The organism is Paraflavitalea speifideaquila, from assembly GCF_032395985.1.
In the GTDB taxonomy this organism is placed as follows: Bacteria; Bacteroidota; Bacteroidia; order Chitinophagales; family Chitinophagaceae; genus Paraflavitalea; species Paraflavitalea speifideaquila.
The window spans coordinates 944,589-969,730 of sequence record NZ_CP135920.1 but is presented as its reverse complement, the minus strand read 5'-3'; the positions used below and the strand labels follow the sequence as shown (position 1 = coordinate 969,730).

The following is a 25,142-nucleotide window of genomic DNA, read 5'->3' as shown; positions in this document are numbered from 1 at the left end:
GGGGCTGGTATATAAGTTGTTGGTTCAATTTATACGGTGATGTTTTCGATCTTGAACTTAACCACGCCGGCGGGTATCTGCACTTCGGCCACTTCTCCAACGGTTTTGCCCAGCAACCCTTTTCCAATGGGTGAGGTAATGGATATTTTACCCAATTTAAGATCGGCTTCCTTTTCAGAAACGATCTGGTAGGTAAGTTCTTTTTTTAGTAGTCAGGTTTTTAAGTGTGACTTTGGTCAGGATGGATACTTTACTGGTATCCACGTTATCTGCTTCCAGTATACGTGCGGTGGCCAGATCGCCCTCGAGCTTTTTAATTTTAGCTTCCAGGATGCCCTGGGCTTCTTTGGCTGCATCGTATTCTGCATTTTCTTTTAAATCGCCTTTTTCACGTGCCTCAGCAATGGCACGGGCAGCAGCGGGTCTGTCTACCGTACGCATACTTAATAATTCCTCTCTCATTTGCTCAAGTGTTTCCTTACTTACATATAAAACACTGCTCATAATAACCTCCTTGTTTTTAATCCGGAAACGGTCCTGTTTTCCGGTAACAGAAAAAAAGAACAACGCCTCAGGTATCCCGCTGAAGCGTTGCATGATTGTAACTAAGCAAAAATATAACTAATTTCTGAATTAGTACCTCAATAAACTGGAATATTGTTCAAACGGGTATCCTGCTCATTGGTTCCTGGCTATCGACTAATCCCCTGTAAAACATTCTCCTGGGAGGCATTTTGTGTTGACGGTACGCAAACCCATTGAGCCGGGGTGGGAAAGCATACTAAAAGTGGGCCACTCGTTTAGGCGGCACTGACCGCACGAAACAAGTGGCCCGGTTTTTATCTAAATACCCAGCTTGTCCAGTACTACTTTGGCCATTTTATAGAAGGCCTCGTGGCTATAACCGGCAATATGGGGGTAATGAGCACATTGGGTTGTGCCAACAGCCAGTCGAGCTGTTGCTTTTCCTCCTCCGTATAGGTGGTCAGTTTCTCATTTTCCAGCACATCCAGTGCTGCACCGGCAATCTTCCCACTTTTTAATGCCCGTATCAGGGCAGCGGTATGGTGAACTTTACCACGGGAGGTATTGATGAAAAAGGCGCCCGTTCCAACGCATTGAAAAAGTCATCATTGGCATAGTGAAAAGTTTCTTCCGTTAAAGGCAAGTGCAGGCTCACCACATCGGCATAACGGGCCAGCTGGGCCGCATTGGCTTCCCTGACCAGGTCCTTAGCAAAGCCAAATTTATATTTGTCATGGGCCAGGATAGTCACCTCAAAGGAAGCCAGTACTTTGGCAAAAGCGGCGCCGGTATTACCAAAACCGATAATACCTACGGTTTTACCCGTGAGTTCAGTGCCACGGTTCAGATCACGGATCCATTTGCCATCCCTGATCTCCTGCATGGAGCTGTTGAGCTTATTCATGAGGTTCAACACCATCCCCAGGGCCTGTTCGGCCACTGCATTGCGGTTGCCTTCGGGGCTACTTACGCAGGTAATGCCTTTGGATTGGGCATAAGGCACATCGATGAGTTCCATGCCGCTGCCCAGCCGGCCAATCCATTGCAATTTCCCGGCCACGTCAAGCATGGGCTTGTCGATCTTCAACCGGGTTGTAACTATTAAGCCGGTAGCCTCTTTTATCTGCTGCAGCAATTCTTTATAGGTGATCTGAGGAAGATACTCTACTGTAAACCCTTTCAGTTCCAATTGCTCCACGAGGTAATTGTGCACTTTGGCGGTAACGATAACTTTCTTCATGTTCACTTAACGCGCTTATTGAGATGATTTATTTTCTTTTTCTACTGCTTTCATTTTGTCCTGATAGCTGGTGCCTTCCGTAATCCAGGAAGGGGCAGGTTTGCCCAACAAAAGTGATCGAACCACTCGCGCTGACGTTTCTGGTAATCGATCTGGTTTTCCTTTTTGGCCAGGCCATGGTTCTCATCCGCATATACCAACATAACATGCTCTTTTTCCATGCGGCGCATCGTACCATACATTTCAATACCCTGGTGCCAATCAACCGCACCATCTTTATCACCAAAAGCTACTAATAACGGAGTTTTGATCTTATCGGCATTGAACATGGGAGAGTTGCGGATATGGGCATCCATGCGATCATACCAGGGCCCATCGAAACGTCCCTGACTGGTTTCAAAGATCTTCTGATCGGGTGTGCCGCTGTTCCAGTAAATGGACATGGACATGCTGATCAGGTCGGTAAGGGGTGCACCGGCACAAGCTGCTTTGAACAGGTTGGTTTGTGTAATAATGAAAGAGGTTTGATAAGCGCCCCAGCTATGCCCCATGAGGCCCACCTTATTTTTGTCGATCATACCGGTTTTCAACACCTGCTCTACAGCGGGAACTACACAATCCACGGCACTGGTACCAGGCTCATTAATATCATACACGATATCGGGCCTGAATACGAAATAGCCATTGGTGGTATAGTTAGTAGTATTGTAGGCACTCCTTACAGAAGGAGAAGTGTACATGTGAACGGTATTGGACAGTATTTCATAAATGTACACGATCATAGGATACTGCTTACCGGGCTCATAATTGGCTGGATAGAATAAAGCTCCCTGCATTTGTTTGCCTTTCTTATTGGTGAAGCTTACCAGCTCACTTTTACCCCAGTAATAGTTCTGTTGCTGTGGATTGGTGGCTACCAGCTTTTTGTTGTCGGTAAAGTTCTCGGTTACATAAAATTCCGGAGATACATTATAATCCTGTTTTGAGAAGGTGAACACATTGGCATCTTTGGCTTTGCTGAGCCTTGTTACCATAGCATCTTCAAACAGCAATTTGGTGAGTTTGTTCTTTTCCAGTTTATAGTAACCAAACTTCTTGGTCTTATCGCCATAGGCAGAAAAGAAAATGGGTTTGGTATCGTCGAGGAAGGGATCTTCAAAATCGAGCCTGTTGACCCGGTATATGGTTTCGTCTTTATCACCTTCGGTCAATTTACGGGCGCCCTTGCCATCAGGATTTAAAGCCCACACATTGTATTCATCGTATACCAACAGTTCTTTATCTCCTTTGATCCATCCACCAAAGCCAAAGGGAGGCTTGGTAGCCGGATGGTCATCGCGGGTATTCCAGAAAGTGGCGTTTGTTTTTCGGTCAGGTTAATGGATTGGCCGGTGGCAGTATTGTAGCTCCACCAGTTTTTGTCTTTAAAGAACACGACATATTTTCCTTCAGGAGAAGGCTGTGGTGAAGTAAAGAAGCCAGCCAGCATTTTTCAAATAACAGTTTCTGCTCTCCAGTCCTGGTATTGACCAGGTAATAATCGGCATAGTCTTCTTTAAAGGCGGGCTTGTATTTTTATTGGTAGAAATAACAGCATACTTGCGGTTGTCGCTGAAGTTGGCGAAAGGGGCTTCTTCTTTGGACAACTGAAACCAGGTATTGTTATCAATATTCCATACGGCCTGTAAACTAAGGTCCTTATCCTGGGGATAGGTAATTTTTGACGGGGTTGTATTTCTGCATCTTTCCAATGCCATACGTCAACTGCTGCCAGTTTATCGTCTTTCTTAACCGGCGTTGCCGCCAGGTTCTTTCCCGTATCGGCTTTTTGGTGGTATCTGTCTTTATCTTGCTGCTATCAGTAGCTTTTTATCTTCTTTTTTGGGCTTGGCTGTCCAGCTCTTGATACCGAAAAATGCGCCACTCATATCATCGCTCAATGTGAGGTTAGCGGCATTGTTGATCCGCATACTGTCGGGGAAACCTTTAAAGCTGGTAGGATCAAATAGCTTCAACAGGGAACTTTGTAGATATTTACGTACGCGTAGACCATGACATTCTCTTCCTCAAACCCTTCTTTCTTAAAGCTTTTGTAGAAGGCAAGGCCCTCTCCTTCTTTTGCCAGGTGAGCTTAGAGAATTTACAAGTATCGCTGGCAAGGACCTTCAGGGAGTAATTGTCGAGGTTAAAGAGCTCTACTGAGTTACCGGCGATATTGGCGGATTCAACAATATAAGCCAGGTAATCGCTTTTTTATTGAAGGACCAGGCGGTCACATTACCAATGGTACGGGTGCTGCTATCGGCCAGTTTGCGCAACAGGAGTACGGCTCCTTTATCTTTGTTTTCTTTGGGGGTTCCAGGCTGATGGCCAGGAGCTTTCCGCTGCGGGAAAAACGGAAATTGCTTACATCCTGGATCACCTCTTTTTTTCCGGTAGCCAGGTTCAACAAGCCCATTTTATAACGGATGGGGAGTTTCTGATCACGCAGTTTTTCTGCTTCTTTGTAAGATGCCCCGATCTGCCAGGCCACCCATTGATTGTCTTTAGACAGTTCAAAATTGGTAGCAAATTCCAGCTTATAGGATTTATTGGTAAGTCTGTTTACCACGTAGAGGGTATCATTTTCCTCCTGGGAAGCAACAATATAAGCTACCCATTCGCCATTGGGCGATACATCGGCAGCAGCAAGGCTTTGCCACTTGCCATAATCATCAGGAGTCAGGTTCTTTTTCTGTGCCGGCACCGTAGTTGCCAGCAGTAATAGCAGTGCTATCAGGGAAACGAAAAACTTCATAATAAGCAGGGGTTTAATGGGGGCTAAAATACGCCATGCGGATGTAGCCGGGACAAAAAGTTATAAATGGGCCAACAATGTGTAAATTGGAAGGGAGGACAGACAATATGAGCAGGGATTCGCATATCATTCATTTTGATCGCTTTAATGTGGAGCGGTCGGTATATCCACCCGGTTTGTACATGGCACCGCACAGGGATAAGCTATCGCGCATCAGTATCATACTGGAGGGAGAATTGTGGGAATCAACGGAACAGGGAGAAGTAAATGCAAACCGCAATAGTGTGGTCATAAAACCCAATTATGTAGTGCATGAAAACAGGTTTGGCGCCAGCCCCTGCACTTACTTTCCATCAGTTTTAATGACAATGAGCTACTGACAAGCCGATTCGCCAAGTGGCAATGGATCAATCACCCGGCGATACATGTATCGGCCATGCGGTTGTGGACACAGGTACAGCGGGTACAGGGTGAAAAATCATTGATGGGACATTTTGACCAGTTTGTAATCATGCTCTCGCAATACGGACAGGAAGGACATCCTGCCCGCCCTTTACACTGGCCGGAAGCCCTGCGGGAGATGCTGGCTACCAGGCTGGATGAGCCACAAGGCATACAGGCGCTTTCGGATCAACTCTCACTGCACCGGGTGGCCATGGCCAGGGGATTTAAGAAGCAATATGGCCTGTCGCCCGTACAGTTCCGTACCTATACCAGAATAATAGCTGCTGTACAGGCGCTGGCCCTGTCGCAAAAGTCATTAACAGCCATTGCTTATGATTGTGGGTTTGCCGATCAGCCACACCTGACAAGGGCCTTTAAAAGCCTGATGGGCTGTACACCCGGGGAATACAGGAAAATGATACAGCAGGCAGATGGGGCGCGGTGAGTGATCTTTACATTCATTGAGAGAACTTTTTGCCCCTTTAGGTGCTCCAACTTTGTAGAAGCCTGTTGGAAGGTTCAAAGCGGCGCCGCAGGTGACGCTACCGGTGGTGCGCCTACAGCGCACAAAAAAAAACAACGATACGTTTTCTACAAAGCGCAAGCCCCTAAAGGGGCTTTCAAAAACAATATGATGAAAGGGAGGAAAAGGTTTCATTTGTTCAAGACAGGGCGAATGCCGGTATCTAAATTTATGCTTAAAAATATGCGATCAAGCTGTTGTTTAGCCTTCCTCCTGTGTGCCATGATGATTACGTTTTCTACAAAGCGTAAGCCCCTAAGGGGCTTTCAAAAACAATATGATGAACAGGAGACAAAGGTTTCATTTGTTCAAGACAGGGCGAATGCTGGTATCTAAATTTATGCTTAAAAATATGCGTTCAAGCTGTTGTTTAGCCTTCCTCCTGTGTGCCATTAAGCAACTTTTACAAAGTGCCCAGGCGGGCTCCCGCACCTGCTGCGGGACTGGGCTGCATCCGCCGGGCGGCAGTGTGACCCGCTTTTCAGGGGTACAAGCAGCACTAAATGACATTGAATGGTGCATACGCTTGGATTGAGGAGTGTTTTTTTGCAAAACGTCAAGGTTATTGACTGGTTCGTCAAAGTAATTATTTAGGGGTGGGGTAATGCTGTTGTTTTGTGGTGTAATGTAATTATTCACCTCAAAATAGTTAGTTATGAAACTTAACAACAGCAATCGCCTTATAGGCAAAACACTGGCTTTATTGGCCGTATGCGCCACGCTATTCTCTTTCTCTTCTTATCGTGGTGGTGATAGCTTTAGCATCTTCCTCAACGACAAACTGGTATTTGAACAGCATGTAGCGATGAAAGGCGGGGTTAAAAGTTTTGAACTGGGTAAGGCAAATGTCAATGACGAATTAAGTATTTATTACAGTCATTGCGGCAAGCCTGGTAAAGGCAGGAGTATTGCCATTAAAGATGAGAATAACCGGACCTTAAAAGAATGGCAATTTGGTGATGGCAGCAGTACGAAATCAAGCATGCGTTGCAAAGTAGGAGATATCCTGGCACTGCAAAAAAACCAACAAGGGAAACTCCAATTGTACTATTCTTCCAAAGAGCTTCCGGAAGGGCATATACTGGCTGCTATTGTAGTCGGCGACAAAGGGAAGACAAGTAGTAAGTAGTAGTGAGTGTGGCGGCGGCTATGACAGGATAACAGGCCAACGCAGTCAGCAACAATATACTTGCATTATTTGTTGGAATATAGCATGAAAAGGCGGGCTGGCAAGTGGCCTGCTTTTTCAATTGATAAATACCTCATCTATGAAGAGCCAGCTTTTGGCTTTTTGTCATTGAGCCATTTGGTGATATTGGGAATGGGTGTAAGTACGAGTTTAATACAAGCTATCTCGCGTGGTGCAAACCGTGTATCGAATGTAATGTTCTCCTTAGCCCGGTCGTCCATAGCGGGTGCTGCCGGACGCAGTGTTTGTAAGAGGGTCAAATGATCCTTATCGGTTCCACCCCATACCTGGATAGAAGCGGGTGGGAAAATATGTTCGTTCACGGATTTCATCATACTAAGGGTAAGGTTGCTGATGGTTCTGGGCTTATGGAAGAGTAAAAAAGCAGTTACCTGCTGACCATGAAAGCCAATCCATTTCCCATTGTTATAAGGAGGGTCGCTCTTTACCTGGTCAATGATGGTACTGGCTCCACTGGCCGTGTATTTAGGATCGGGGGCGGGAGCCAGGATGGCGGTATCGGCTTTATAGGTAGAACGATAAAATTGTTTTTGTATGATCTCACTGCTGATCCATCCCCGTTTATAGGCTTTGGCTTTTACGAGCCCGGTTTCCTTTAGTATTAACTGCTTATTGTACAGGGGAGAAGCAATGCTATCGGGGTCCTTCCCATCGAGGGTATAACGTATTTCGGTTCCCTGGATATAATGTTTCATTTTCAAAGCAGCAGGGGTTGTAATAACTACTTCTTCATTTTCAATAACGGGGGATTGATCTTTAAGGTGGCGGTATCTTTATATCCGTTATAGAAATTAATGGCAGGAGCTGCCTGCTTAAGCTGGGTGACCTGCTGTTCGGTAACGGGGTATTCCAGGTATATACTGCTTTTAAGCGGGGCAGAGCAAGCAATGTCTTCAACTGGCTGACGGTAATGGGTGTACCGGTTAAGGAGAGGCTTTTTAGCTGTTCCAGTTTTTTAATTGTGCCAGTGTATTGCCTGTGATGGCTGTAAAGTTCAGGTTGAGCTTTCTAAGGTTCTTAAACCGGGCAATGATAGCCAGGTCTTCATCTTTCACAGGCATCTTATCGAGGTTCAAACTTACCACCTGTGTTTCCAGGGGTTTAAGGGCATGCAATTCTTTGGCATTGTAAAAGGGCGGTTATAGAAATTTACTTCCAATGCCGGTGAGCCGGCAGCCAGGGGAGTGATGACTCTGTTATTGTTGTTCAGTTCTTTTATTTGGGCATCAGCAGCGGCCTCAAAATCGTAGGAATCCTGTTCAGCCGTTTTAAGGATGGTAGCCGCGAGGGTTTTCAGGGTATCGCCTTCCGGCAGTTCGATCACTTTCTTATCAAAGTAAGCACCTCCCCTCACCCATGCTTTGAGGAGGTTTATTTCATAGGGGTAAGTTGTGGTTTGCCAATCGGGGGCATATGCTTTTTTGCTTCCTCCGGTAAATGGACTCTTTGGATCAGCAACCCGCCATCGGCTTGTGTAGTATCCCATAAGGCCCCACTCTTTCCTCCTTTCAGCAAGGCTTCTTTAGTGTCCATGATCAATTCGCCTTTGGCCTTACTGTTGTTGTGGCAGCTCATGCATTTGGCTTGCAAAACAGGCTCAATAATATCGGCATATACAACTGCTTCTTCCAGGAGGGGTACTTGTTTTTGTTTTTCAGGCGTAATGGGGGCGAGGACAAAATTTTGTCCATGGGTAATGGAACCACCCCAATGAGCAGCGAGCAATAGAATAGCAGTTATTCCCAGGGCAAAGGCATTTAAAGTAAGGGGGCGTTGTATTTTTCGCGGTAAGTATACAGGAAGAAGAGCAGGAAGGAAAGGGCTGCCCCCATCCATTTGTGCCAGGTTAGCAATCCTTCTTCATAGCCTTGTTCTTTAGATAGGAGGAAACCTGACAAAGCAGTAATGGCTGTGGTAAAGCAAGCAGCCAGGAGGAGGCCTTCTGCAACCGCCTTATACCAGTCTGTGTTTTTATGGTGCGTGGAGCAAACCATAGGCAGGCAACATACAGGAGGATCAACACAATGGGAAAATGAAGCAAAAGCGGGTGGGTACGCCCTGGCACCTGGAGCCAGGCAGGGACAACAATTTTACTGCTGAAGGTTATAAAAAATAGCAGCAGTACGTTCAGTGGTAAAAGGGATACGGCAATTGCTTTTTTAATTTTCATGCTGTTGCTTGGATTACAAGGTTGTTACTGTAACCGGGACGGTTTACATGTTGAATCAGGGTCGTTTAGTTAGTTTTTACCCGTGTCAAAGGTGGGCCAAGCTGCAGTGCTGCCGTAGCCGGGCGGTAGTATGACTCACCTTAAAAGAGTGACAAGCTTAACTAAACGATATTGAATACAAAATGCTCGCTATTCAATGTTCATTCATCAGGCAATCAGGTCCTTCACCACATTGCCAGCCACATCGGTAAGGCGGTAACGACGGCCCAGGTGTTTGAATACCAGTTGCTCATGGTCCAGGCCCATGAGGTGCAAAAGTGTAGCATGGAAATCATGCACGTGTACCGGGTTGCTGGCGATATTGTATCCAAACTCATCGGTTTCGCCATATACGCCGGGCTTCACACCACCACCAGCCATCCATACGGTAAAGCATCGTGGATGGTGGTCTCTTCCATAATTGTCTTTGGTGAGGTTGCCCTGGCAGTAGTTGGTACGGCCAAATTCACCACCCCAGATGACGAGGGTTTCATCCAGCAAACCTCTTTGTTTCAGGTCGGTGATCAATGCCGCACTGGCCTGGTCAACATCTTTACACTGTCCTTTTATCTGACCGGGCAGGTTATCATGGGCATCCCATCCCTGGTGGTATAATTGTACAAAGCGCACACCGCTTTCGCTGAGCTTGCGGGCCAGCAGGCAATTGGCGGCATAGGAACCAGGCACGAGGCAATCGGGCCCATAAAGTTTGATAATGGATTCGGGTTCTTTACTCATATCGGTAATCTCGGGCACGGCAGTTTGCATGCGGAAAGCCATTTCATATTGCTGGATCTTGGCTTTGATCTCGGGATCACCAAACTCCTGGTAGGATGTTTCATTCAGCTCGGCCAGTTTATCCAACATCCTGCGCCTATCAGTTTTATCAATTGATTCCGGGTTGTTGAGGTACAATACGGGATTTTCGCCACTGCTGAATTGTACGCCCTGGTGCATAGAATCGAGGAAACCGTTGTTCCACAGTTTCCCATACACACCCTGACCATTGCCTTTTCCTTTAGACAGGAGTACGCAGAATGCAGGGAGGTTCTTGTTCTCGCTGCCCAGGCCATAACTTAACCAGGCGCCCATGCTGGGCCTGTTGCCTACCTGTGCGCCCGTTTGAAAAAAAGGTAAGTGCCGGATCGTGGTTGATGGCTTCTGTATAGAGGGTTTTGATGATACAAAGGTCGTCCACGACGCCCGCAGTATAAGGTAATAACTCACTGATCTGTGCCCTGGCCCTTCCATATTCACCAAACTGAAAAATGGAGCCTGCCAGGGGAAAATGTTCCTGTCCGCTGGTCATACCTGTTAATCGCTGCCCCATACGGATGCTGGCTGGCAGGTCCTGCCCGTGCATCTTTTGCAAGAGAGGTTTATGATCGAAGAGATCTAGTTGAGAAGGGGCACCATTCTGAAACAAGTAGATGATGCGTTTTGCCCTGGGAGCAAAACGGGGCAGGCCAGCCATGATGGCTTCTTCGGGATCTTTGCTGAAGAGGTCGGGTATCAATAATGAACCCAGGGCCACGCTTCCAATGCCAAGGCTAAGTTTTGACAAGAATTTGCGTCGGTTTTGGAAGAGGCCATGTTCCAGCATTTCTTTTTCATAAAGCATTATTTATATCAGCAACAATCCTGGCATGCAGGCGCTAAGATTTAGAGATTGCTTCCTCCAGGTTATAAATGGTATTCACTGTTTTCATTAATGCGGCAGTGGCGTTGATATCCAGTGTATGATTACCGGGATATTCACCCACCTGTAACGTTTTAGCAGCATCCAATAATTTTTGGGTAAATAGTTTTAGTTGTTCGTCATAGTAAGATTGTAATACCAGGAGTTCTTTGTCGGATGCTTTGCGGCAAATGATCTTGCGGAAGGCTGTGGCTAATTTATCTTTTGTAGTTCCGCTTTGGGTCTCCAGTTGTTGGGCCAATACACGGGAAGCTTCCAGTGTAGTAGGATCGTTCATCATGATGAGTGCCTGCAAAGGTGTATTGGTCTTTAATCTTTTTACTTCGCATTGGTCGCGGTTGCTGGCATCAAATAAAAGCATGGAAGGTGGCGGCACGGTTAATTTAATAAAGGTATACATGCCCCGGCGGTACAATTGATCACCATGATCCTGCTGGTAAGTAGCCAGTACGCCCCTGCCTGAGGTGGCGGCTTCCCACAAACCCTTGGGCTGATAAGGTTTTACGCTGGGGCCTCCGATGGTTTTTATCAGCAGGCCGCTGCTGGCCAGCACCATATCTCTGATAAACTCTGCCGGCAACCTGTTGCGGGGTCCATGGGAGAGATAAACATTTTCGGGGTCGATGGCCAATTGGTCTTTTGTTACTTTGGTGGATTGACGATAGGTAGCGCTTAATACCATTTGTTTTACGAGGCGCTTAATGTCCCAATTGTGTTCCATGAAATCGACGGACAGCCAATCGAGTAAGGCGGGATGGGAAGGTAATTCGCCCTGCATACCAAAATCGCCGGTCGTTTTTACAATTCCTTTTCCAAAGAACTCCTGCCAAAGCTGGTTAACAAATACGCGGGCCGTAAGGGGTTGTTCTTGTTCACGGTCCAGGCTGCCAGGCCCAGTCTGTTGCGCTGGAATTGCAGGGTATCATACGGCATGATGGCATTCACTGCTGCAGCCCGCACTTCATCCGAAGGGGCATCATAGGCACCCCGTTTCAGGATATAGGTTTTGCGCAGGGTATCTTTTTCGCCCATCACAGATACAAATAGGGTATTGGTGTCTTTATGGTTAATGAAATTGAGTAATTGTTCTTTTTCCTCCTGTGATACCTGGAGGAAAGGTTGTTTTGCGAGTTTAGACTGTGTAATATCGCCTTCAAAGCCTAACTCTTTGCTGTTGTTGAAAAATGCAAAGAGCTGGTAATAGTCTTTCTGGCTGAAGGGATCATATTTGTGGTCATGGCATTGGGCACATTCGATGGTAATACCCATGATGCCTTTACCATAGGTTTTCGTTTTGTCGAGGTTGTATTCTACCCGGTATTCTTCGGGTATCACGCCACCTTCTTCGGTGTATTTATGGTTGCGGAAAAAGCCGGTTGCCAGTATTTGTTCTTTGGTGGCGCCAGGCAGCATATCGCCTGCAATTTGCCAGGTCAGGAACTGGTCATAAGGCAGGTTTTTATTGAAGGCATGAATTACCCAATCGCGCCAGGCCCATTGGGTGCGGATATTATCATCCTGGTAGCCGTAGGAATCGGCATAGCGGGCAACATCGAGCCAATGCACTGCCATTTTTCTCCGTAGGCGGTATTGGTGAGTAAACGATCGACCATTTTCTCGTAAGCGTTGGCACTGGCATCGTTCAAATAATCATCCATCATTTGTACGGTGGGCGGCAAACCGGTAAGATCAAAAGCCAGGCGTTTCAGCAAACGTTCTTTATCTGCTTCTTCATTGTGGTTAAGTCCTTTTTCCTGGATGGCAGACAGGATAAAGTAATCCACTTCATTCTTTACCCATTGCTGATCATCCACGGCGGGAAGGGTAGGTTTTACGGGAGATATGAAGGCCCAGTGTTTTTCATATTTAGCGCCTTGTTGTATCCATTTGCGGACAAGTGCAATTTGTTGTTCGGTAAGCAGGCCGAGGTGTGATCCGGGAGCTGGCATCTGGTAGGTGGGGTCGGTGGAAATGATGCGCTTGTAGACTTCGCTTTGATCGGGCTTGCCGGGTACGATGGCAAAGGCGCCTTTGGTTTCCTTTAAAGGTGCATAGGCCGATTCGGGATTGTCCAGGCGGAGATGAGCGGCACGTTTGTTGGCATCGGGTCCATGGCAAACGAAACATTTATCTGAAAGAATGGGCCTGATGTGAAAATTGTAGCTAATGGCGCCGGTGGAATTGCCGGAAGCTGTCTTGTTGGTGCAGGCTATGGCGGCTATGGCAATGGTGGTGCACAGGGCACTGACCACCCACAACCATTTAAAATGGCGTACGCAATCGATTGAGGTCATACATCAAGGTTGAGATCAGGAATCCGCTTAAAGGTATGCTTGTAAGTTAACAAAAAATAAGGGCAATTGACGTGCTTTGGCCTAATTAACTGGTTTTAAAAAACCGCCTTCCTGATAAAAATGCTGTTGATGAAGGCCTCTGCCAATCATACCAATTATTTCGGCCTTCATTTCTTCTGTGACTCTGGCAAAACCGAAGATGCGGGCTACCAGTGGTACTACGGCGTCGGGTTGTATGGCAATGGATGCACGTACTACTTTTCAATGGCAAGGATCATTTCTTCGGGAGCAATGTATTTTAGTTTTTTTACGGCGGGGGTAAATTACTCCTGTCGCGAAGTGAAGGTATTTTCATTTCGCGGTGCCAGAGGAAATCTTCACTGACCCTGATCCATTTGTTGGCTTCGGCATATTTTACGGCTTGCTGCAGGGAATCGCGTATACGGGAACCAATTCTGGCAATGCCAGCGGCTTCGATCATCCTCCTGGCTACTTCATCAAAATGAACAGGGCTTTCTACTTTTACGATTTCCTCGATCCAGATGGAAAGTTTGGGTACTGAATGCAGGTGGATCTCCTGGGCGGCAATATCGGCTGGAACTTTTGCAAATTCATAATCAGGAATATCCATGGCAGGTTCAGGCAGTTCTTCTCTTTCCAGGACTATAGGTTCAACGGGCTCTTCTTCCTCAATGGCATCATCTATGTGCTGACCTTCTTTTGCTTGTTCAATGGCGGCTGCCAGTCTTTTTAATTCACGGTCCGGGTCTCTGAACCAATCAGTACTCCAAACGCGGTAAATGCGCCATCCAATGGTTTCCAGCACCTGCTCACGCAGGCGGTCGCGATCACGGGCGGACCGGGCTGAGTGATAAGCGGCGCCATCGCATTCAATGCCCAGGATATACCTGCCGGGGTGATTCTCATCTACAATGGCCAGATCGAGGTAGTATCCCTGTGACCCCACTTGTGTTCTAACGGTATAACCAATGCCCACCAGTTTGGCTGCTACCATTTCTTCAAATGGACTATCGGCTGGCAAGCCTGTTATTGTTCCTGGCAGGTACAGTTTACCATGTTGTGCAAAATGAAGAAAGCTCCTGAGGGTTTGGATGCTGTATTTTTGGGTGCGGCTCAGATCAATATCACCGGCGGTGATATTGGTAAACACTTCGCAGCGCAATTTAGCACGGGTGATCAATACGTTCAACCTGCGTTCTCCTCCTTCGTTGTTAAGGGGGCCAAACGACATGCTTACGGTTCCTTCGGCTGACCGGCCATATCCTATGCTGATAAAGATCACATCGCGTTCATCACCCTGTACATTCTCCAGGTTCTTAACAAAGAAGGGTTCATCGGCATGGCCATTGAAGAAATGCTCCAGTTCAGGATGTTGTCTTCGCCTGGTTTCCAGTGCATCCTGTATGGCTTGTCTTTGTGCACTGCTAAAGGCGGCCACGCCCAAGCTAAGGCCGGGAGATCTACGCGCATGATCCAGTACGGCTTCTGCAACGGCTTCGGCTTCTTTGGGATTGGTCCTCGTTTTCCCCCTGTCGTATACGGTATCTTTCAGGTGGTGAAATACCAATCCCATCCGTTGTTTGGAACCTGGGCTGGGGAATATTACGAGTTTGTTTTCATAAAACTCGTGATTGGAAAGCATGATCAGTGATTCATGGCGGCTGCGGTAATGCCATCTCAACATGCGCTGTGGAGCGCCCTGTGCATCGCACATGCCAAGAATGCTGGGCAGATCGGCGGTCACATTGTCTTCTTCATCTACTTCACTGGTCAATGAATCAAAGAAGCTGGTAGGCGGTAATTGTTTTGTATCGCCCACTACGACTACTTGTTTTCCACGCAGGATAGCACCCAATGCTTCGACTGGGCGTACCTGGCTGGCTTCATCGAAAATAACGATATCAAATTCAACAGAACCGGGGGCAGAAAGTTGGCAATGGACAAGGGGCTCATCATGAATACGGGCTTGATGGCCTGTATGGCCAGTCCGGCTTCTTCTACCAGTTTGCGGATTGGTTTATGTCTTGATTTTTATTGAATTCGGTACGCAGGGTATTTACCTGGCCTCCGGCTTCGAGGCGTGGCATGTTTTCCCAATGTTGTGCAGCCGCGCGTGCCCGGTTGTATTGCAGGTTGAGCTTATCGGTATGCTTAAACTGTTGTACGACTTCTTCATGGCTTGCCCTTTCAAATTTACGGAGGGAAGGATGGGCGGTGATGGCTTGTTGAAACAGGTATTCATACCATGTTTTTGCATGGCAATGGTCAGGAGGTCTTTCGCCTGCGGCCAATTGTTGGCTGTATGGATGAGGGAAAGCAGGTTTTCGGCAGTACCTGTTTCTTCCAGGTTGTTCCATAGAATGGCCTGATGAATAGCGGTAATGCCATTTTGCCAATTCTGCAGCAAGGTTATTTGGGTTGCAAAAGGTTGTTGAAGTAATCCTTTGTTACCAAACCGGCGCGCTTCTTCCAATGCCAATTGCTCAACAACCTGTTGAATGGCATTTTTATGATCCTCCAGTTTAGTGTTTAGTTGGTCGTGGAATGCTTTGGCGATGGCAGGGTCCTCGTGTTTTTCGAGGTAATCCAAAACGACCGGAGGCCAAAAGCCAGCAGCAACCTGCTTGTGAACAATGAGTAAATAGCGGTTAGCTGCTTCGAGGGCGGACCAATTGGACTTTAATTGTTGCCAGCGCCGGCCAAATAGTTCAGTGGCCAATGATTGATATTCCTGTAAAGCAACTTCCAGGCGTTTGCTTTCCAGTATGGCATCAACATATTGCAGCTTGCTGTTATTTTCCTTAGGTAAGGGGGCTTTGCACAAAGCAGCCAACTGTTGGTTGCTGCGGTTGTAAGCGCCTATCATGAACCTGTACCATTTATTCCCATGGGCCAGCAGATTTTGCCTGACCTCGATGACTTCCTGTTGCCAGGCTTCGGGAATAAATAGTTCCTTGTATTCTTCACGCAGGCTGGTAAGACGTTTGCCGGTTTCGAGCAGTTCTTCAATAGCATGCTGACCGGACAGCCAAGCTTTGTGTTTTATGGCGAGTGCTTCGAGGTCCGGTTTAAGGGACAATAGTTTCAAAATGGATACGAGGGCGGTTGCCTCTTCATAACTCACAGGGGCGGTTAAGCCAATATGTTGGGCAGATTGAGCAGCTGCCCCTTCGGCTTCCTTAGTGATCTCAGTGGACGTTTCCAATTGTTTTACCAGCCTTTCCTGATCATTGGGTAGCAATACCAATAGACGGCTACCCCAAAAGAGGAGGTTAGCGGGCATGCCAATTTCTTTTAGTCTTGCCTGTATGCGATTAGAGAATGCTTCGGCTTTTGCCATACGGGTTGCATCCCACTGCTCTATATCTTCCAGTGGTATATTCGCAACTGATTGGTTGGCCGTAAGGTCTTTGATCTGCAATAGGTGGCCAATAACCTGGTGAGGCGTAAGGCCGCTGTTGGCAATGGGAGAATTGATGGCATAGCAATAGATATTCAGTTCCTCCTTTTGTGCTTCGAGTAAGGTTACATGCTGCTGCAATTGCTGCCATGCTGGCTTACCCAGTTCGAGGACACGGCGTAATTCCTGGTGAAGTTCTTTTTATTGGCTTTGTGGCTGTGTAATTCGAGGCAGGCTTCGCCCAGGTGGATATTATCGAGCCGTCGTTTTACCACTTCGAGGGCAGCCATTTTTCGGCTACAAACAATACCTTTTTCCCTGGCCAATGGCATTGGCAATGATATTGGTAATGGTTTGGGATTTCCCTGTACCGGGAGGCCCTTGTATGACCAGGTTCTTTCCTTCATTAACTGCCAACATGGCCAGGAGCTGGGAGCTATCGGCATCAACTACCTGGAACAGTTGATGGGCATTGGTGTCCTCATCAATATGGGCATCTTCGGGAATGTCTATGTTTTCGTGTGCAAAGCCGCTTTCAAAAAGATTAATGAGGATGGGGTGAAGGGCTGGTTTCTTATCAGCCGGCCATTTGTTGGTATCGAGATCATTATAGATCATGAATTTACCGAAGGAGAAAAAGCCCAGCTCTATTTCATTGGGTTCAACCTTCCAACGGGGTGCTTTATCAATGGCTTTTTCGATGGCATTGAAATACCGGTTGATATCAAAATCTTCCGGCTCGGGCATATCAGGAAGGATAATGGCAAACTCGGCTTTCATTTTTGCCTGGAGGGATATATTGGCGCCCATTTCTTCGAGGGTATAACGAAGACGAAAGCGTTCACGGGCGCTGGACCGGTCGAGGGTGACGGGAACCAGGACCAATGGCGCTTTCCTAAGCTCCTGGCTATTGGGTGCCTCGTACCAATGTAGCATACCCAGGGAAAGGTACAGGATATTGACACCTTGTTCTTCAATACTGGTGTGGGCGTCGTAATAGGTATTCAGTAACCTGCGCTGCAGGTTGTTGTCGGTTTCGTTGGTTTGTAGTTTGGTATCTGTGTAAGTTTCTACAGCAACAGGTTCGGGCAGGTTATTTGGTTCCTGTGCCGGCAAGGTGTTTTCCGGAAGTAGTGCATACTGGCTATTGGCATCCTGACCGGGAATTTGGTCGTCTTCCTGTTGGGACAAGGGATTGACCGCCGGATGGGGAAAGAGTTCACCGGGTATTCCGTTATTCGCTGTGGCCTTCGCGGGTTTATTATCTTCTTTGTCCGGCTTACTAAGAAAGGTCATGGCTTTTTGCTGCCGCACCAACATCTCGTACACGGGCGCGGATCTTTCGGCTATTATCTGCAGGCCCCTGGCTGCAGGGATTTTATAATTCAGCAATGGATTGCGCAGGCCCAGGTCTAATAATTCCTTGCGGGAAGCTTCCAGTTTATTCAGGATGGTTTCACTCATATATGGGCATGAAAAATACGGATAAAAGGGGAATGGTGAGTGGTTCTGTCATGTGATGGAGGAAAGCAAACATCAGGTACTAAGTGGGACTAAGGGGTGGATAAAGGCATAGTCACATTTTATCATTCTTTTAGAATTATTAATGGTTGATCTTTAATTATTTACTATTCTGTAATGGGTGGTTACCGGTGAATGGTTTTATGAAAATGCGCCTTTACTACCCTTCCGGCACCCCTGGACTCCCCCTGGACTCCCCTTCAGCTGCCCTTCGGCTACCCTGGCGAAGGAAAAATGTCGGGCCGGGGCGGTAAACAGGGCGATTGGGAGGTGTAAAATGGTTGATGAGGTTATTCTATCATGGGCCTGCTGGGGGTATTATAATAACGGGGAATTGTTTCGTAACTTGAAGTTTAACAAGGGCTTTACCAGGTATTGGAAGTCACAGTTGTGCAAGTGGATCAAAATGAAAAACTATGAGCATCATCGACAAACTGGCATTTACCCTGGGGCGAAGGGATGAGGTACCCAACCAGGAATTGGCAAAACAAATTGTTAAAAAGAAAGACGAAGCCGGAATTAAAGAGCTGGTTGATAATTTAGGTAATAAAAGCAAGGATATTCAACACGACTGTATAAAAGTGTTGTATGAGATCGGGACACAGGATGCCATCTTGATTGCAGGCTATGCCAAAGTATTTGTGGGTTTACTGGGCAGTAAAAATAACCGGCTTCAATGGGGGCGATGACGGCGCTTCATACCATAACGCTTGAAAAGCCGGCAGTCGTTTATGGTGCGCTTCCCGCGATCCTTGCAACAGCGGACAAAGGATCGGTGATCACCAGAGACTATGCGGTGAACATCTTACTTAGTTTGTGTTCGTTAAAGCAATATGCGGATAAGGCCTTTCCATTATTTATAGAGCAACTGCTGGAGAGCCCAACCAACCAGTTGCCTATGTATGCGGAAAAAGCATTGCCGGTTATCAACGATACAAACAAGGCGCTTTTTATTAAAACGCTTAGCGCCCGCCTGGGCGAAATAGAAAAAGACACCAAACGGATACGGGTAGAGAAGGTGATAAAAAAGTGTGTGGAAAATGATAGCAGGTGTTTATATATGAAAATGGTATATTGGCAAGGGATATGCTGATATTAGCGATGGTTCTATAATGAATTACTTATTGAGACTTTATCCCACCACATATATGAAACTTATAATCCCTACGACCTATACTGACAAAACAGGCTCCGTAAATACAACTATAGAGAATGATGGTGAAAATTTAACGCTCACCATTGACAATACAAGGTTCGTAAGTAAATGGTTTAATGACTTTGTTATTGAAAACAGCGACAACAAGCCATCCCGTTTTTCCCTGAACCGTTTTAATGAATTGACAGATTGCAGTCTATTATGCCGTATTCCGCTTATTCTTCTAAAAACGGAAAGGATATGGAAACGGCGCTCACCATGGAAATAGCTTTGAAAAATTCAGCGCTGCTTGGTAATGAAACTACTGCAACTTTTACCCTAACCATTGAAGGAGAGGATATCACTGTAAATAAAGTAGAGCTTTTTGAAGGTGGGTTTGACTCCATTAAAGCAAAGTTACCGGAGGGCTTCGACTTAAAATGCTGCTATGGCTGTGCTTATTCCGATTATAGTGTTTATGGACAAGGTTTTTGGGGCACCATGATGTGCTTCAAAAATATTAAAGAGGATTATTTAATGGTAAAGGATAAAGACGAATATATGGATATCATGGACGACCGTGACAGGTTTGTTCAGGAAACTTTTTATGTACCGACTTTCAAGTCAGACCAAAGGGTACTGGCTACCGGGGCTAAAGCTGTATGAAAGGTTGTGTACTTATTCTGTTTTCAAACTTTTTACGGGGTTAACGAGGGCGGCTTTCATGGCCTGAAAGCTAACCGTTAATAAGGTAATGATGATGGCGCCAGCACCGGTGGTTGCAAATATCCACCAGGACATAGGAACACGATATTGATAGTTTTGTAGCCATTGGTACATGAAATAGTAAGCCAATGGCACGGCCATGAGTAAGGCAATAAATACGAGCATCACAAATTCGCCGGACAATAAACGCCACACGCTCCATACGGAAGCGCCTAATACTTTACGCACACCAATTTCCCTGGTACGTTGTTCGGCTATAAAGGAGGCCAGTCCAAATAAACCCAGGCAGGAAATAAGGATGGCTAAAACAGCGAAGAAACCGGCCAGTTTACCCACACGTTCTTCATTACCGAATTTGCGGTGGTATTCTTCATCTACAAATTTATATTCAAAGGGAGCAGCCGGGATGTATTTATGGAATACGGCTTGCATGGATTGCAAGGCAACGGAAGGACTGGCAGCAGGATTAATCTTTGCAAATACATAATTGGGTATTCCATTCATTCTCCAAAAGAAGGAAGGTTTTACGGGCTCATAAGGAGATTCTGTAACTACGTTTTTAATAACGCCTATAATGGTATATGGCTGTTTATTCCAGGTAATGATCTCACCCACGGGGTTTGTCAATTTCATGAAGTGCACAGCCGCTTCGTTGACAATGAGTGAGGTGGTATCAGCAGGGTATGGGTTGGAGAAATCGCGGCCGGCCATCAATTGCCAGCCAACGGCTTTCCCATAATCAACAGATACCCCTGTAATGGGAAAATCGAAGGTAGTCTGCGGGTCTTTGCCTTTCCAGTCCAATGATCCCGTACTTCCCCAGGTATCGGTAGCCGGGGCTTCTGAACCTGCTAAGGAAATGATCGTATTTTGCCGCTGCAGTTCGTTTCTTACCAGTTCAAACTGTGCGCTTGTACTTCTGGCAGGATTGGGCATCACCACCAATCCCTCCTGGTTGTACCCCAGGGGCCTCGATTTGGCAAATTGGATTTGCCGGATGACAATTATGGTGCAAATAATGAGGGCAACGGAAACGGTAAATTGTATTACCACAGCGGCCTTACGGGGTAGTGCTGCGAGGCGGCCTACCCGGAAAGTTCCTTTCAAAACTTTTACTGGCTGGAAGGATGACAGGTATAAGGCAGGGTAGCTGCCCGCCAATATACCGGTGAAAAGGCTTACACCCAAGCCAGCCATGCAGAACAAAGGTTGATCCCAGGGAATGGTTATTTTTTTGGCAGCGACTATATTGAAAAAGGGGAGTAAGGTTTGCAATAGCAATAAGGCCCCTAAAAAAGCAATGGCTGTTACCAGGAGTGATTCAACATAGAACTGAGTAATAATTTGTTTACGAAGTGATCCAATCGCTTTCCGGACACCTACTTCGCGGGCACGCTTTTCGGCGCGGGCTGTACTGAGGTTCATGAAGTTGATACAGGCAAGGAGTAATACAAATACGCCAATGATGGCAAACATCCACACGTATTTTATTCTGCCACCTGTGTTAACACCATTTTCGTATCCGGCATACAGGTACCACCTATTCATGGGTTCCAGGAAAAGGACCGGTTTAAATTTGGCTTCCTCGCCGCTTATCTTTTGCAATTTCAGGTCTTTGATAAGGCTGGAGACTTTGCTCATATTTGCCGCATCGGCTACTTGCACATAAGCTTGCACGGCGTTTTTATCCCAGGCCTGCCGGGCGTTCTGTACCCAAGGGGCATTGCGTAAATAAAGATCAAAAGGGGCGATGAATTTAACGGCGCTAAAGGTGGAGTTTGCAGGAAGGTCGTCATAAACACCTGTTACTTTCACTTCTTCTTTGTTATCGATCCGCATGAGCTGGTTAATGGGATCGGCATCTCCAAAAATGCGCTGGCGGCTGATTTGGACAACAGGATGGAAGAAGGATCCTGTAATCCATTGCGGGAGCCTTTGAGCATGTGGAGGGAAAACATATCGGGTGCTTGCGGCTCGAGGTACACGCCATGGTGGGAAAGTTTTTTGTTACCCACCGACAGGATATGGCCGGCGCGATTAGAAGACAGCACAATGTATTTGAAATAATTGCTGTAATTGGTGCGTAGTTCGGTGGCCAAGGGAAATGGTACAGCCTTATCGGTATTGATCTCACCATTAACGCTTACATGTTGCCTTATTTTGGCAATGCTGTTATAGTTTTCATGAACAGTATTGTAAGATAATTCATCATAGATCCACAAACCGATCAACATGGCAACGGCCATACCGGTAGACAGGCCAACAATATTGATGGAGGCATGGGCTTTGTTCTTCAGCAGGTTCCTGATAGCGACTTTGATATGGTTCCTAAACATGATGGTGAATGGTCAATAGTGAATAATCAATGACTTGACGCCTTACCGTACCAAAAAGGTGCCGACCTTCTATATCAATGAAATTCAACAATATACAGCTATAAAATATTGATTTCAGTGTACGGTTTTGATACGGCAATTGTCCATTTTTGGCGTACGGGAAAGGGTGCCAGGAAGGCCCATTTACTAAACAAACGGCGGGAGAAAGGGGGATAAGAAGTATCTTAGGTTAAGGCTACAGAAAGTACTAGTACTAACCTATAGCCGCAAACCAATAAACCATCCATACATGAAAAGTTATTTTATTATCGCGCTGCTGCTGGCAGCTGTAGTTCTTGCATGTAATCAACTGGAGACACCCCCACTCCAGGTACCGGACCAGATGACCCCATTGTAATGCAATATTGCCCGGATACGCTCGGGGCAATAACCTTTGTCCGCAACTTCCTTATGATGTTGATTTCCCTTTCCAGGCAGGTTATACTGCTATCCTGGACCCGAAAATTCAGCCCGCCTTTGATATGTTTAGCTGGCAAAGTTTTGCAGCGCTGAACTGGCCGGCAGATTCGGCGGGTAATCCCCTTGGTAATAGCATAGGCGCCTACGCGGATGTGCCACGGGTATGGGAACATTACCCGGATATTGCTGAAGTATTTGATGCGCAAACGCCCTTATTATTGAAAGTAAAGGAGGCAGGCAGGAATAAACAAAAGGCCTTTTATATGATCAGTAAGTTTTCGATCCCGGCAGACTCACTGAATGAAGTACTGAACCCGGATGAGAAACCGCTGATTGACCGCAACCTGAATTTCGCGGTATTTGCAGTCAATACCAACCCGGTAGAGGCGAATTTTATTATCAGCAATAACCTGAATACGAAGAAAGGGATCGATTCGTTTTACAGGAAAAATGGTAAACAGTTTGCCTTGCCACCCAGTGTAATACCCAACAAAGAACAAAAAGGTTCGGCAGGGTCGATGGAAATCAAAACTTCGTGGCGGATACTGGACACAAGCAAAGGGGATATCCCCAGCCGGTATTATACAAGGGAAGCACTGATATATGTAGATGCTGATAATAGTGTAAGTGGCAAAGCTTTTACGATCAAAGCGCTAGTTGGGTTGACAGGGATGCATATTGTGCGTAAAACAGCACGTTTTACAACCTGGGTGTGGAGTACATTTGAGCATGTAGACAATACGCCCGACAATATGCAGGCAGCGCAGGATGAGGTAAAGCATCGATGGTCGTATTACAATACTTCCACGCTTGGGTTAACACCCAACCAGCCTGCTGCCTTTCAACCGGGAGATAATAAAACGTACAAGTTTGATTCTACGAAGCCTTATGCCAAACGTTATGCAGACTCGGTAGCAGGCGAACATTTTGGAGAAAAGGTGTATGGCACGCAAGCGCAACGGATGTATCCTATTTATTACAGGACGGAACAGGTTAACAAGGCCTGGCAAAATAAATTACAGGGTACGGTATGGGCTAATTACAAATTGATCGGCAGCCAGTGGACAGCCGCTGATCCTGGTGTTAAAAACAGTCCCAATGTGCCCAATTTCCTTGGGAATAGTAGCCTGGAAACCTTTCAGTTGATCAATGCCAGTTGTCTTACCTGTCATAAGGGTGCTGCCATTACTTATGGCAAGGAAACGATCTCAACAGATTTTAGTTTTATGATCGCTTTTAATGCGCAATAAACCGGAATTAGAAGAAGTTCTTTGATCAGGCAGGTTTTGTATCGCTGTGTACTGCTGAACGTTTGAGGCTTTACGGAAGGCGCCTTCGGCAAAGCCTGAAGAGCCAGCAGTTGAGTGAAGTAAGACCACCGGATCAAAGAACTTTATAAAGCGGTTGCCCGCGGTGCAACCTATCTACATCCATTGTTGCCCTGGGTGGGAGGCGCCAGCTTCCCTGCCACTTTGTGCAAAAATGGGCTGTTTTTGTGTTTAGTGCTATTAGCATACTCTATCTATACTGAAGGTATACTGAAGCTATACTGAAGCTATAGAGAAGCTATACTGAATGGTTACTGATTATTGATTACTCCGGGCTTTGTATATGCTTTACTGTTATCTTCTGTGCCTTGCTTCCGGTTCTTATCCTTTCTTCTCTTTTCTTTTCAGTAACACTGCAGGGCAAACGTACGACATAGGATATGCCATTTCCAAATGTGTTTTTGTCGTTTCGGCTATTTTATGTCGAAAGCGCTATAAATCGACGTAATTGACGTCGATTTATAGCCGAAACGACATAAACCGGCAATGGGGTATTGGAAACGGGTATCCTGATGTTGTATGTTTGTAATCGAAGAATGAATCGCGGATTGAATCGCAGATAGAATCGCAGATTAAGGGATTAAAGTGATTTCGCGAATTGAATCGCAGATACAAGGATTAAATGGATTTCACGGATTATGAACATTTGCTTCGTTGGATGTCTTTTGAGGGGTTTGGCGGAGTATACATAAAGAAGCTGATCGACTGTGTGGACGGGGCCCCTAAGCACGGTTGATGTATGAGGAGTGTTGTGCAACACTTGGGAATACCAGCTTGGAGCGACGAGCTACGAGCTGTGAGCCTTAGGAGTCAGCAGTCAGGTTTTAGGTATCAGCTATTAGCTTTTGCTTTTAGCGGCCAGGTTGGGCTATTAGCGGTTGGGTTTTAGCAGTTGGCCTTAAGGTTTCGCCATTAGCAGTTTGTTGATGGCTACCGGCTGAGGGCTATTGCCACTGGTTTTCATTTTGCTGCTGTGATCTATAAATAGCTTTGGTGAGCCAGCCACCAGGGCTCGACGGCACAAGTACGCCTGGCATAGTTACCGGGCTGTATACTTGCGGCAGGAACGTGGACAAGGGTCCGGATGCAGCGCGGAGTGGAAGGCAGGTTTTGGCCGGGACAAGGGCCTTGGCTTGAACTGTTAGGAGCTAACGGTTAGGTAGCCTGTTTTTCAACATGTCAATGTTTGGTAAGTATATACAGCAATGCATGCCATCACCTGTATTGACCTGGTGTTACTATGCAATGGCCCCGCTCGTGAGAGTGGGGCCATTT

General features: G+C 46.5%; 28 protein-coding genes and 2 pseudogenes. 9 read left to right on the top strand and 21 right to left on the bottom strand.

The genetic code is table 11. The features are described 5' to 3' along the window. Positions 1-29 precede the first annotated feature (29 nt). The 7 genes and pseudogenes from RS881_RS06905 to RS881_RS06875 form a co-directional block, all read right to left on the bottom strand. Positions 30-155, bottom strand: a complete 126-nt coding sequence (locus RS881_RS06905) for a GreA/GreB family elongation factor (RefSeq protein ID WP_315820405.1) — start codon at positions 153-155, stop codon at positions 30-32. A gap of 19 nt (positions 156-174) precedes the next feature. Continuing rightward, positions 175-504: a GreA/GreB family elongation factor gene (locus RS881_RS06900; RefSeq protein ID WP_315820404.1), complete on the bottom strand. Its 330-nt coding sequence runs from the start codon at positions 502-504 to the stop codon at positions 175-177. Between the two features lie 362 nt (positions 505-866). Then, positions 867-1,765 (bottom strand): annotated as a pseudogene (locus RS881_RS06895) (NAD(P)-dependent oxidoreductase). 50 nt (positions 1,766-1,815) lie between these two features. After that, a complete protein-coding gene (locus RS881_RS06890) occupies positions 1,816-3,036 on the bottom strand; it encodes an alpha/beta hydrolase family protein (RefSeq protein ID WP_315820403.1) in 1,221 nt (406 codons plus the stop codon). Between the two features lie 177 nt (positions 3,037-3,213). After that, on the bottom strand, positions 3,214-3,522 hold the full coding sequence (locus tag RS881_RS06885; protein ID WP_315820402.1) for a hypothetical protein: 309 nt from the start codon (positions 3,520-3,522) through the stop codon (positions 3,214-3,216). Positions 3,523-3,609: 87 nt separating this feature from the next. Next, positions 3,610-3,780, bottom strand: a complete 171-nt coding sequence (locus RS881_RS06880) for a hypothetical protein (RefSeq protein ID WP_315820401.1) — start codon at positions 3,778-3,780, stop codon at positions 3,610-3,612. A 257-nt stretch (positions 3,781-4,037) separates the two neighbouring features. Then, positions 4,038-4,562: a hypothetical protein gene (locus RS881_RS06875; protein WP_315820400.1), complete on the bottom strand. Its 525-nt coding sequence runs from the start codon at positions 4,560-4,562 to the stop codon at positions 4,038-4,040. Between the two features lie 77 nt (positions 4,563-4,639). Between RS881_RS06875 and RS881_RS06870 the strand changes: the two genes are divergently transcribed. From RS881_RS06870 to RS881_RS06860, 3 genes are all read left to right on the top strand, one after another. Continuing rightward, positions 4,640-4,942, top strand: coding sequence for a hypothetical protein (locus RS881_RS06870; protein WP_315820399.1), 303 nt, complete (start codon positions 4,640-4,642; stop codon positions 4,940-4,942). A 56-nt stretch (positions 4,943-4,998) separates the two neighbouring features. Beyond that, positions 4,999-5,451, top strand: coding sequence for a helix-turn-helix domain-containing protein (locus RS881_RS06865; protein ID WP_315820398.1), 453 nt, complete (start codon positions 4,999-5,001; stop codon positions 5,449-5,451). Positions 5,452-6,184: 733 nt separating this feature from the next. Then, positions 6,185-6,658, top strand: a complete 474-nt coding sequence (locus RS881_RS06860; RefSeq protein ID WP_315820397.1) for a hypothetical protein — start codon at positions 6,185-6,187, stop codon at positions 6,656-6,658. Between the two features lie 137 nt (positions 6,659-6,795). Here the strand turns inward: RS881_RS06860 and RS881_RS06855 are convergent, their stop codons facing one another. The 9 genes and pseudogenes from RS881_RS06855 to RS881_RS06815 all read right to left on the bottom strand — a co-directional run bounded on the left by RS881_RS06855 (position 6,796) and on the right by RS881_RS06815 (position 14,817). Next, a complete protein-coding gene (locus RS881_RS06855) occupies positions 6,796-7,434 on the bottom strand; it encodes an FN3 associated domain-containing protein (protein ID WP_315820396.1) in 639 nt (212 codons plus the stop codon). A 243-nt stretch (positions 7,435-7,677) separates the two neighbouring features. Next, positions 7,678-7,824 (bottom strand): hypothetical protein, encoded by a 147-nt coding sequence (locus RS881_RS06850; protein ID WP_315820395.1) that lies wholly within the window; start codon positions 7,822-7,824, stop codon positions 7,678-7,680. After that, positions 7,818-8,093 (bottom strand): hypothetical protein, encoded by a 276-nt coding sequence (locus RS881_RS06845; RefSeq protein WP_315820394.1) that lies wholly within the window; start codon positions 8,091-8,093, stop codon positions 7,818-7,820. Before RS881_RS06845 ends, RS881_RS06850 begins: the two co-directional genes overlap by 7 nt. A 17-nt stretch (positions 8,094-8,110) precedes the next feature. Further along, the gene (locus RS881_RS06840; RefSeq protein ID WP_315820393.1) at positions 8,111-8,575 is read right to left on the bottom strand and encodes a c-type cytochrome domain-containing protein; all 465 of its coding nucleotides are present in this window, start codon (positions 8,573-8,575) and stop codon (positions 8,111-8,113) included. A 541-nt stretch (positions 8,576-9,116) separates the two neighbouring features. Further along, entirely contained in the window at positions 9,117-10,040 is a 924-nt protein-coding gene (locus RS881_RS06835) for a DUF1501 domain-containing protein (RefSeq protein WP_315820392.1), read from the bottom strand. Continuing rightward, positions 9,967-10,551, bottom strand: coding sequence for a DUF1501 domain-containing protein (locus tag RS881_RS06830; RefSeq protein WP_315820391.1), 585 nt, complete (start codon positions 10,549-10,551; stop codon positions 9,967-9,969). The genes RS881_RS06835 and RS881_RS06830 overlap by 74 nt, the downstream gene beginning before the upstream one ends. Before the next feature lie 52 nt (positions 10,552-10,603). After that, positions 10,604-11,530 carry a DUF1553 domain-containing protein gene (locus RS881_RS06825; RefSeq protein ID WP_315824380.1) on the bottom strand — a complete coding sequence of 309 codons (927 nt, stop codon included), beginning with the start codon at positions 11,528-11,530 and terminating at the stop codon, positions 10,604-10,606. Beyond that, a pseudogene (locus RS881_RS06820) lies at positions 11,446-12,941 on the bottom strand (DUF1549 domain-containing protein). The gene RS881_RS06825 and the pseudogene RS881_RS06820 overlap by 85 nt, the downstream one beginning before the upstream one ends. 307 nt (positions 12,942-13,248) lie before the next feature. Further along, on the bottom strand, positions 13,249-14,817 hold the full coding sequence (locus tag RS881_RS06815) for a DUF3320 domain-containing protein (RefSeq protein WP_350340095.1): 1,569 nt from the start codon (positions 14,815-14,817) through the stop codon (positions 13,249-13,251). Here RS881_RS06815 and RS881_RS06810 point away from each other — a divergent pair. Continuing rightward, positions 14,791-15,000 (top strand): hypothetical protein, encoded by a 210-nt coding sequence (locus RS881_RS06810; RefSeq protein ID WP_315820389.1) that lies wholly within the window; start codon positions 14,791-14,793, stop codon positions 14,998-15,000. The genes RS881_RS06815 and RS881_RS06810 overlap by 27 nt on opposite strands. A gap of 18 nt (positions 15,001-15,018) precedes the next feature. Here RS881_RS06810 and RS881_RS06805 read toward each other — a convergent pair whose 3' ends face one another. Genes RS881_RS06805 through RS881_RS06795 form a run of 3 tightly spaced genes read right to left on the bottom strand, consistent with a single transcriptional unit; the run spans position 15,019 to position 17,826 of the window. Next, positions 15,019-16,503, bottom strand: coding sequence for a hypothetical protein (locus RS881_RS06805; RefSeq protein WP_315820388.1), 1,485 nt, complete (start codon positions 16,501-16,503; stop codon positions 15,019-15,021). Next, entirely contained in the window at positions 16,488-16,652 is a 165-nt protein-coding gene (locus RS881_RS06800; RefSeq protein WP_315820387.1) for a hypothetical protein, read from the bottom strand. Before RS881_RS06800 ends, RS881_RS06805 begins: the two co-directional genes overlap by 16 nt. A gap of 7 nt (positions 16,653-16,659) precedes the next feature. Further along, positions 16,660-17,826 (bottom strand): DUF4011 domain-containing protein, encoded by a 1,167-nt coding sequence (locus RS881_RS06795; RefSeq protein WP_315820386.1) that lies wholly within the window; start codon positions 17,824-17,826, stop codon positions 16,660-16,662. Positions 17,827-18,299: 473 nt separating this feature from the next. Between RS881_RS06795 and RS881_RS06790 the strand changes: the two genes are divergently transcribed. From RS881_RS06790 to RS881_RS62195, 4 genes are read left to right on the top strand one after another with little or no spacing between them, the layout of a single operon-like run. Continuing rightward, positions 18,300-18,572, top strand: coding sequence for a hypothetical protein (locus RS881_RS06790; protein WP_315820385.1), 273 nt, complete (start codon positions 18,300-18,302; stop codon positions 18,570-18,572). After that, on the top strand, positions 18,569-18,976 hold the full coding sequence (locus RS881_RS06785; RefSeq protein WP_315820384.1) for a hypothetical protein: 408 nt from the start codon (positions 18,569-18,571) through the stop codon (positions 18,974-18,976). The genes RS881_RS06790 and RS881_RS06785 overlap by 4 nt, the downstream gene beginning before the upstream one ends. Positions 18,977-19,031: 55 nt before the next feature. Continuing rightward, positions 19,032-19,307, top strand: coding sequence for a DUF6304 family protein (locus RS881_RS62200; RefSeq protein ID WP_315820383.1), 276 nt, complete (start codon positions 19,032-19,034; stop codon positions 19,305-19,307). Continuing rightward, positions 19,280-19,684, top strand: coding sequence for a DUF6304 family protein (locus RS881_RS62195; protein ID WP_315820382.1), 405 nt, complete (start codon positions 19,280-19,282; stop codon positions 19,682-19,684). The genes RS881_RS62200 and RS881_RS62195 overlap by 28 nt, the downstream gene beginning before the upstream one ends. Positions 19,685-19,696: 12 nt before the next feature. Here the strand turns inward: RS881_RS62195 and RS881_RS06770 are convergent, their stop codons facing one another. Together RS881_RS06770 and RS881_RS06765 are read right to left on the bottom strand one after the other, a co-directional pair. Then, positions 19,697-21,583 (bottom strand): FtsX-like permease family protein, encoded by a 1,887-nt coding sequence (locus tag RS881_RS06770; RefSeq protein WP_315820381.1) that lies wholly within the window; start codon positions 21,581-21,583, stop codon positions 19,697-19,699. Next, the gene (locus RS881_RS06765) at positions 21,556-22,080 is read right to left on the bottom strand and encodes an ABC transporter permease (protein ID WP_315820380.1); all 525 of its coding nucleotides are present in this window, start codon (positions 22,078-22,080) and stop codon (positions 21,556-21,558) included. The genes RS881_RS06770 and RS881_RS06765 overlap by 28 nt, the downstream gene beginning before the upstream one ends. A gap of 404 nt (positions 22,081-22,484) precedes the next feature. Here RS881_RS06765 and RS881_RS06760 point away from each other — a divergent pair, with 404 nt between their 5' ends. Next, positions 22,485-23,789: a hypothetical protein gene (locus RS881_RS06760; RefSeq protein WP_315820379.1), complete on the top strand. Its 1,305-nt coding sequence runs from the start codon at positions 22,485-22,487 to the stop codon at positions 23,787-23,789. Positions 23,790-25,142: the final 1,353 nt, after the last annotated feature.

Coding starts and splice junctions, on each gene's coding strand:
- RS881_RS06835 (WP_315820392.1), bottom strand. CDS start 10,040: ATGGGCGCCTGGTTAAGTTATGGCCTGGGCAGCGAGAACAAGAACCTC.
- RS881_RS06885 (WP_315820402.1), bottom strand. CDS start 3,522: ATGGCATTGGAAAGATGCAGAAATACAACCCCGTCAAAAATTACCTAT.
- RS881_RS06840 (WP_315820393.1), bottom strand. CDS start 8,575: ATGGATGGGGGCAGCCCTTTCCTTCCTGCTCTTCTTCCTGTATACTTA.
- RS881_RS06800 (WP_315820387.1), bottom strand. CDS start 16,652: ATGGCTGCCCTCGAAGTGGTAAAACGACGGCTCGATAATATCCACCTG.
- RS881_RS06855 (WP_315820396.1), bottom strand. CDS start 7,434: ATGAAACATTATATCCAGGGAACCGAAATACGTTATACCCTCGATGGG.
- RS881_RS06765 (WP_315820380.1), bottom strand. CDS start 22,080: ATGTTTAGGAACCATATCAAAGTCGCTATCAGGAACCTGCTGAAGAAC.
- RS881_RS62200 (WP_315820383.1), top strand. CDS start 19,032: ATGAAACTTATAATCCCTACGACCTATACTGACAAAACAGGCTCCGTA.
- RS881_RS06900 (WP_315820404.1), bottom strand. CDS start 504: ATGAGCAGTGTTTTATATGTAAGTAAGGAAACACTTGAGCAAATGAGA.
- RS881_RS06865 (WP_315820398.1), top strand. CDS start 4,999: ATGCGGTTGTGGACACAGGTACAGCGGGTACAGGGTGAAAAATCATTG.
- RS881_RS06785 (WP_315820384.1), top strand. CDS start 18,569: ATGACGGCGCTTCATACCATAACGCTTGAAAAGCCGGCAGTCGTTTAT.
- RS881_RS62195 (WP_315820382.1), top strand. CDS start 19,280: ATGGAAACGGCGCTCACCATGGAAATAGCTTTGAAAAATTCAGCGCTG.
- RS881_RS06770 (WP_315820381.1), bottom strand. CDS start 21,583: ATGCGGATCGATAACAAAGAAGAAGTGAAAGTAACAGGTGTTTATGAC.
- RS881_RS06870 (WP_315820399.1), top strand. CDS start 4,640: ATGTGTAAATTGGAAGGGAGGACAGACAATATGAGCAGGGATTCGCAT.
- RS881_RS06790 (WP_315820385.1), top strand. CDS start 18,300: ATGAGCATCATCGACAAACTGGCATTTACCCTGGGGCGAAGGGATGAG.
- RS881_RS06795 (WP_315820386.1), bottom strand. CDS start 17,826: ATGAGTGAAACCATCCTGAATAAACTGGAAGCTTCCCGCAAGGAATTA.
- RS881_RS06860 (WP_315820397.1), top strand. CDS start 6,185: ATGAAACTTAACAACAGCAATCGCCTTATAGGCAAAACACTGGCTTTA.
- RS881_RS06875 (WP_315820400.1), bottom strand. CDS start 4,562: ATGAAGTTTTTCGTTTCCCTGATAGCACTGCTATTACTGCTGGCAACT.
- RS881_RS06830 (WP_315820391.1), bottom strand. CDS start 10,551: ATGCTGGAACATGGCCTCTTCCAAAACCGACGCAAATTCTTGTCAAAA.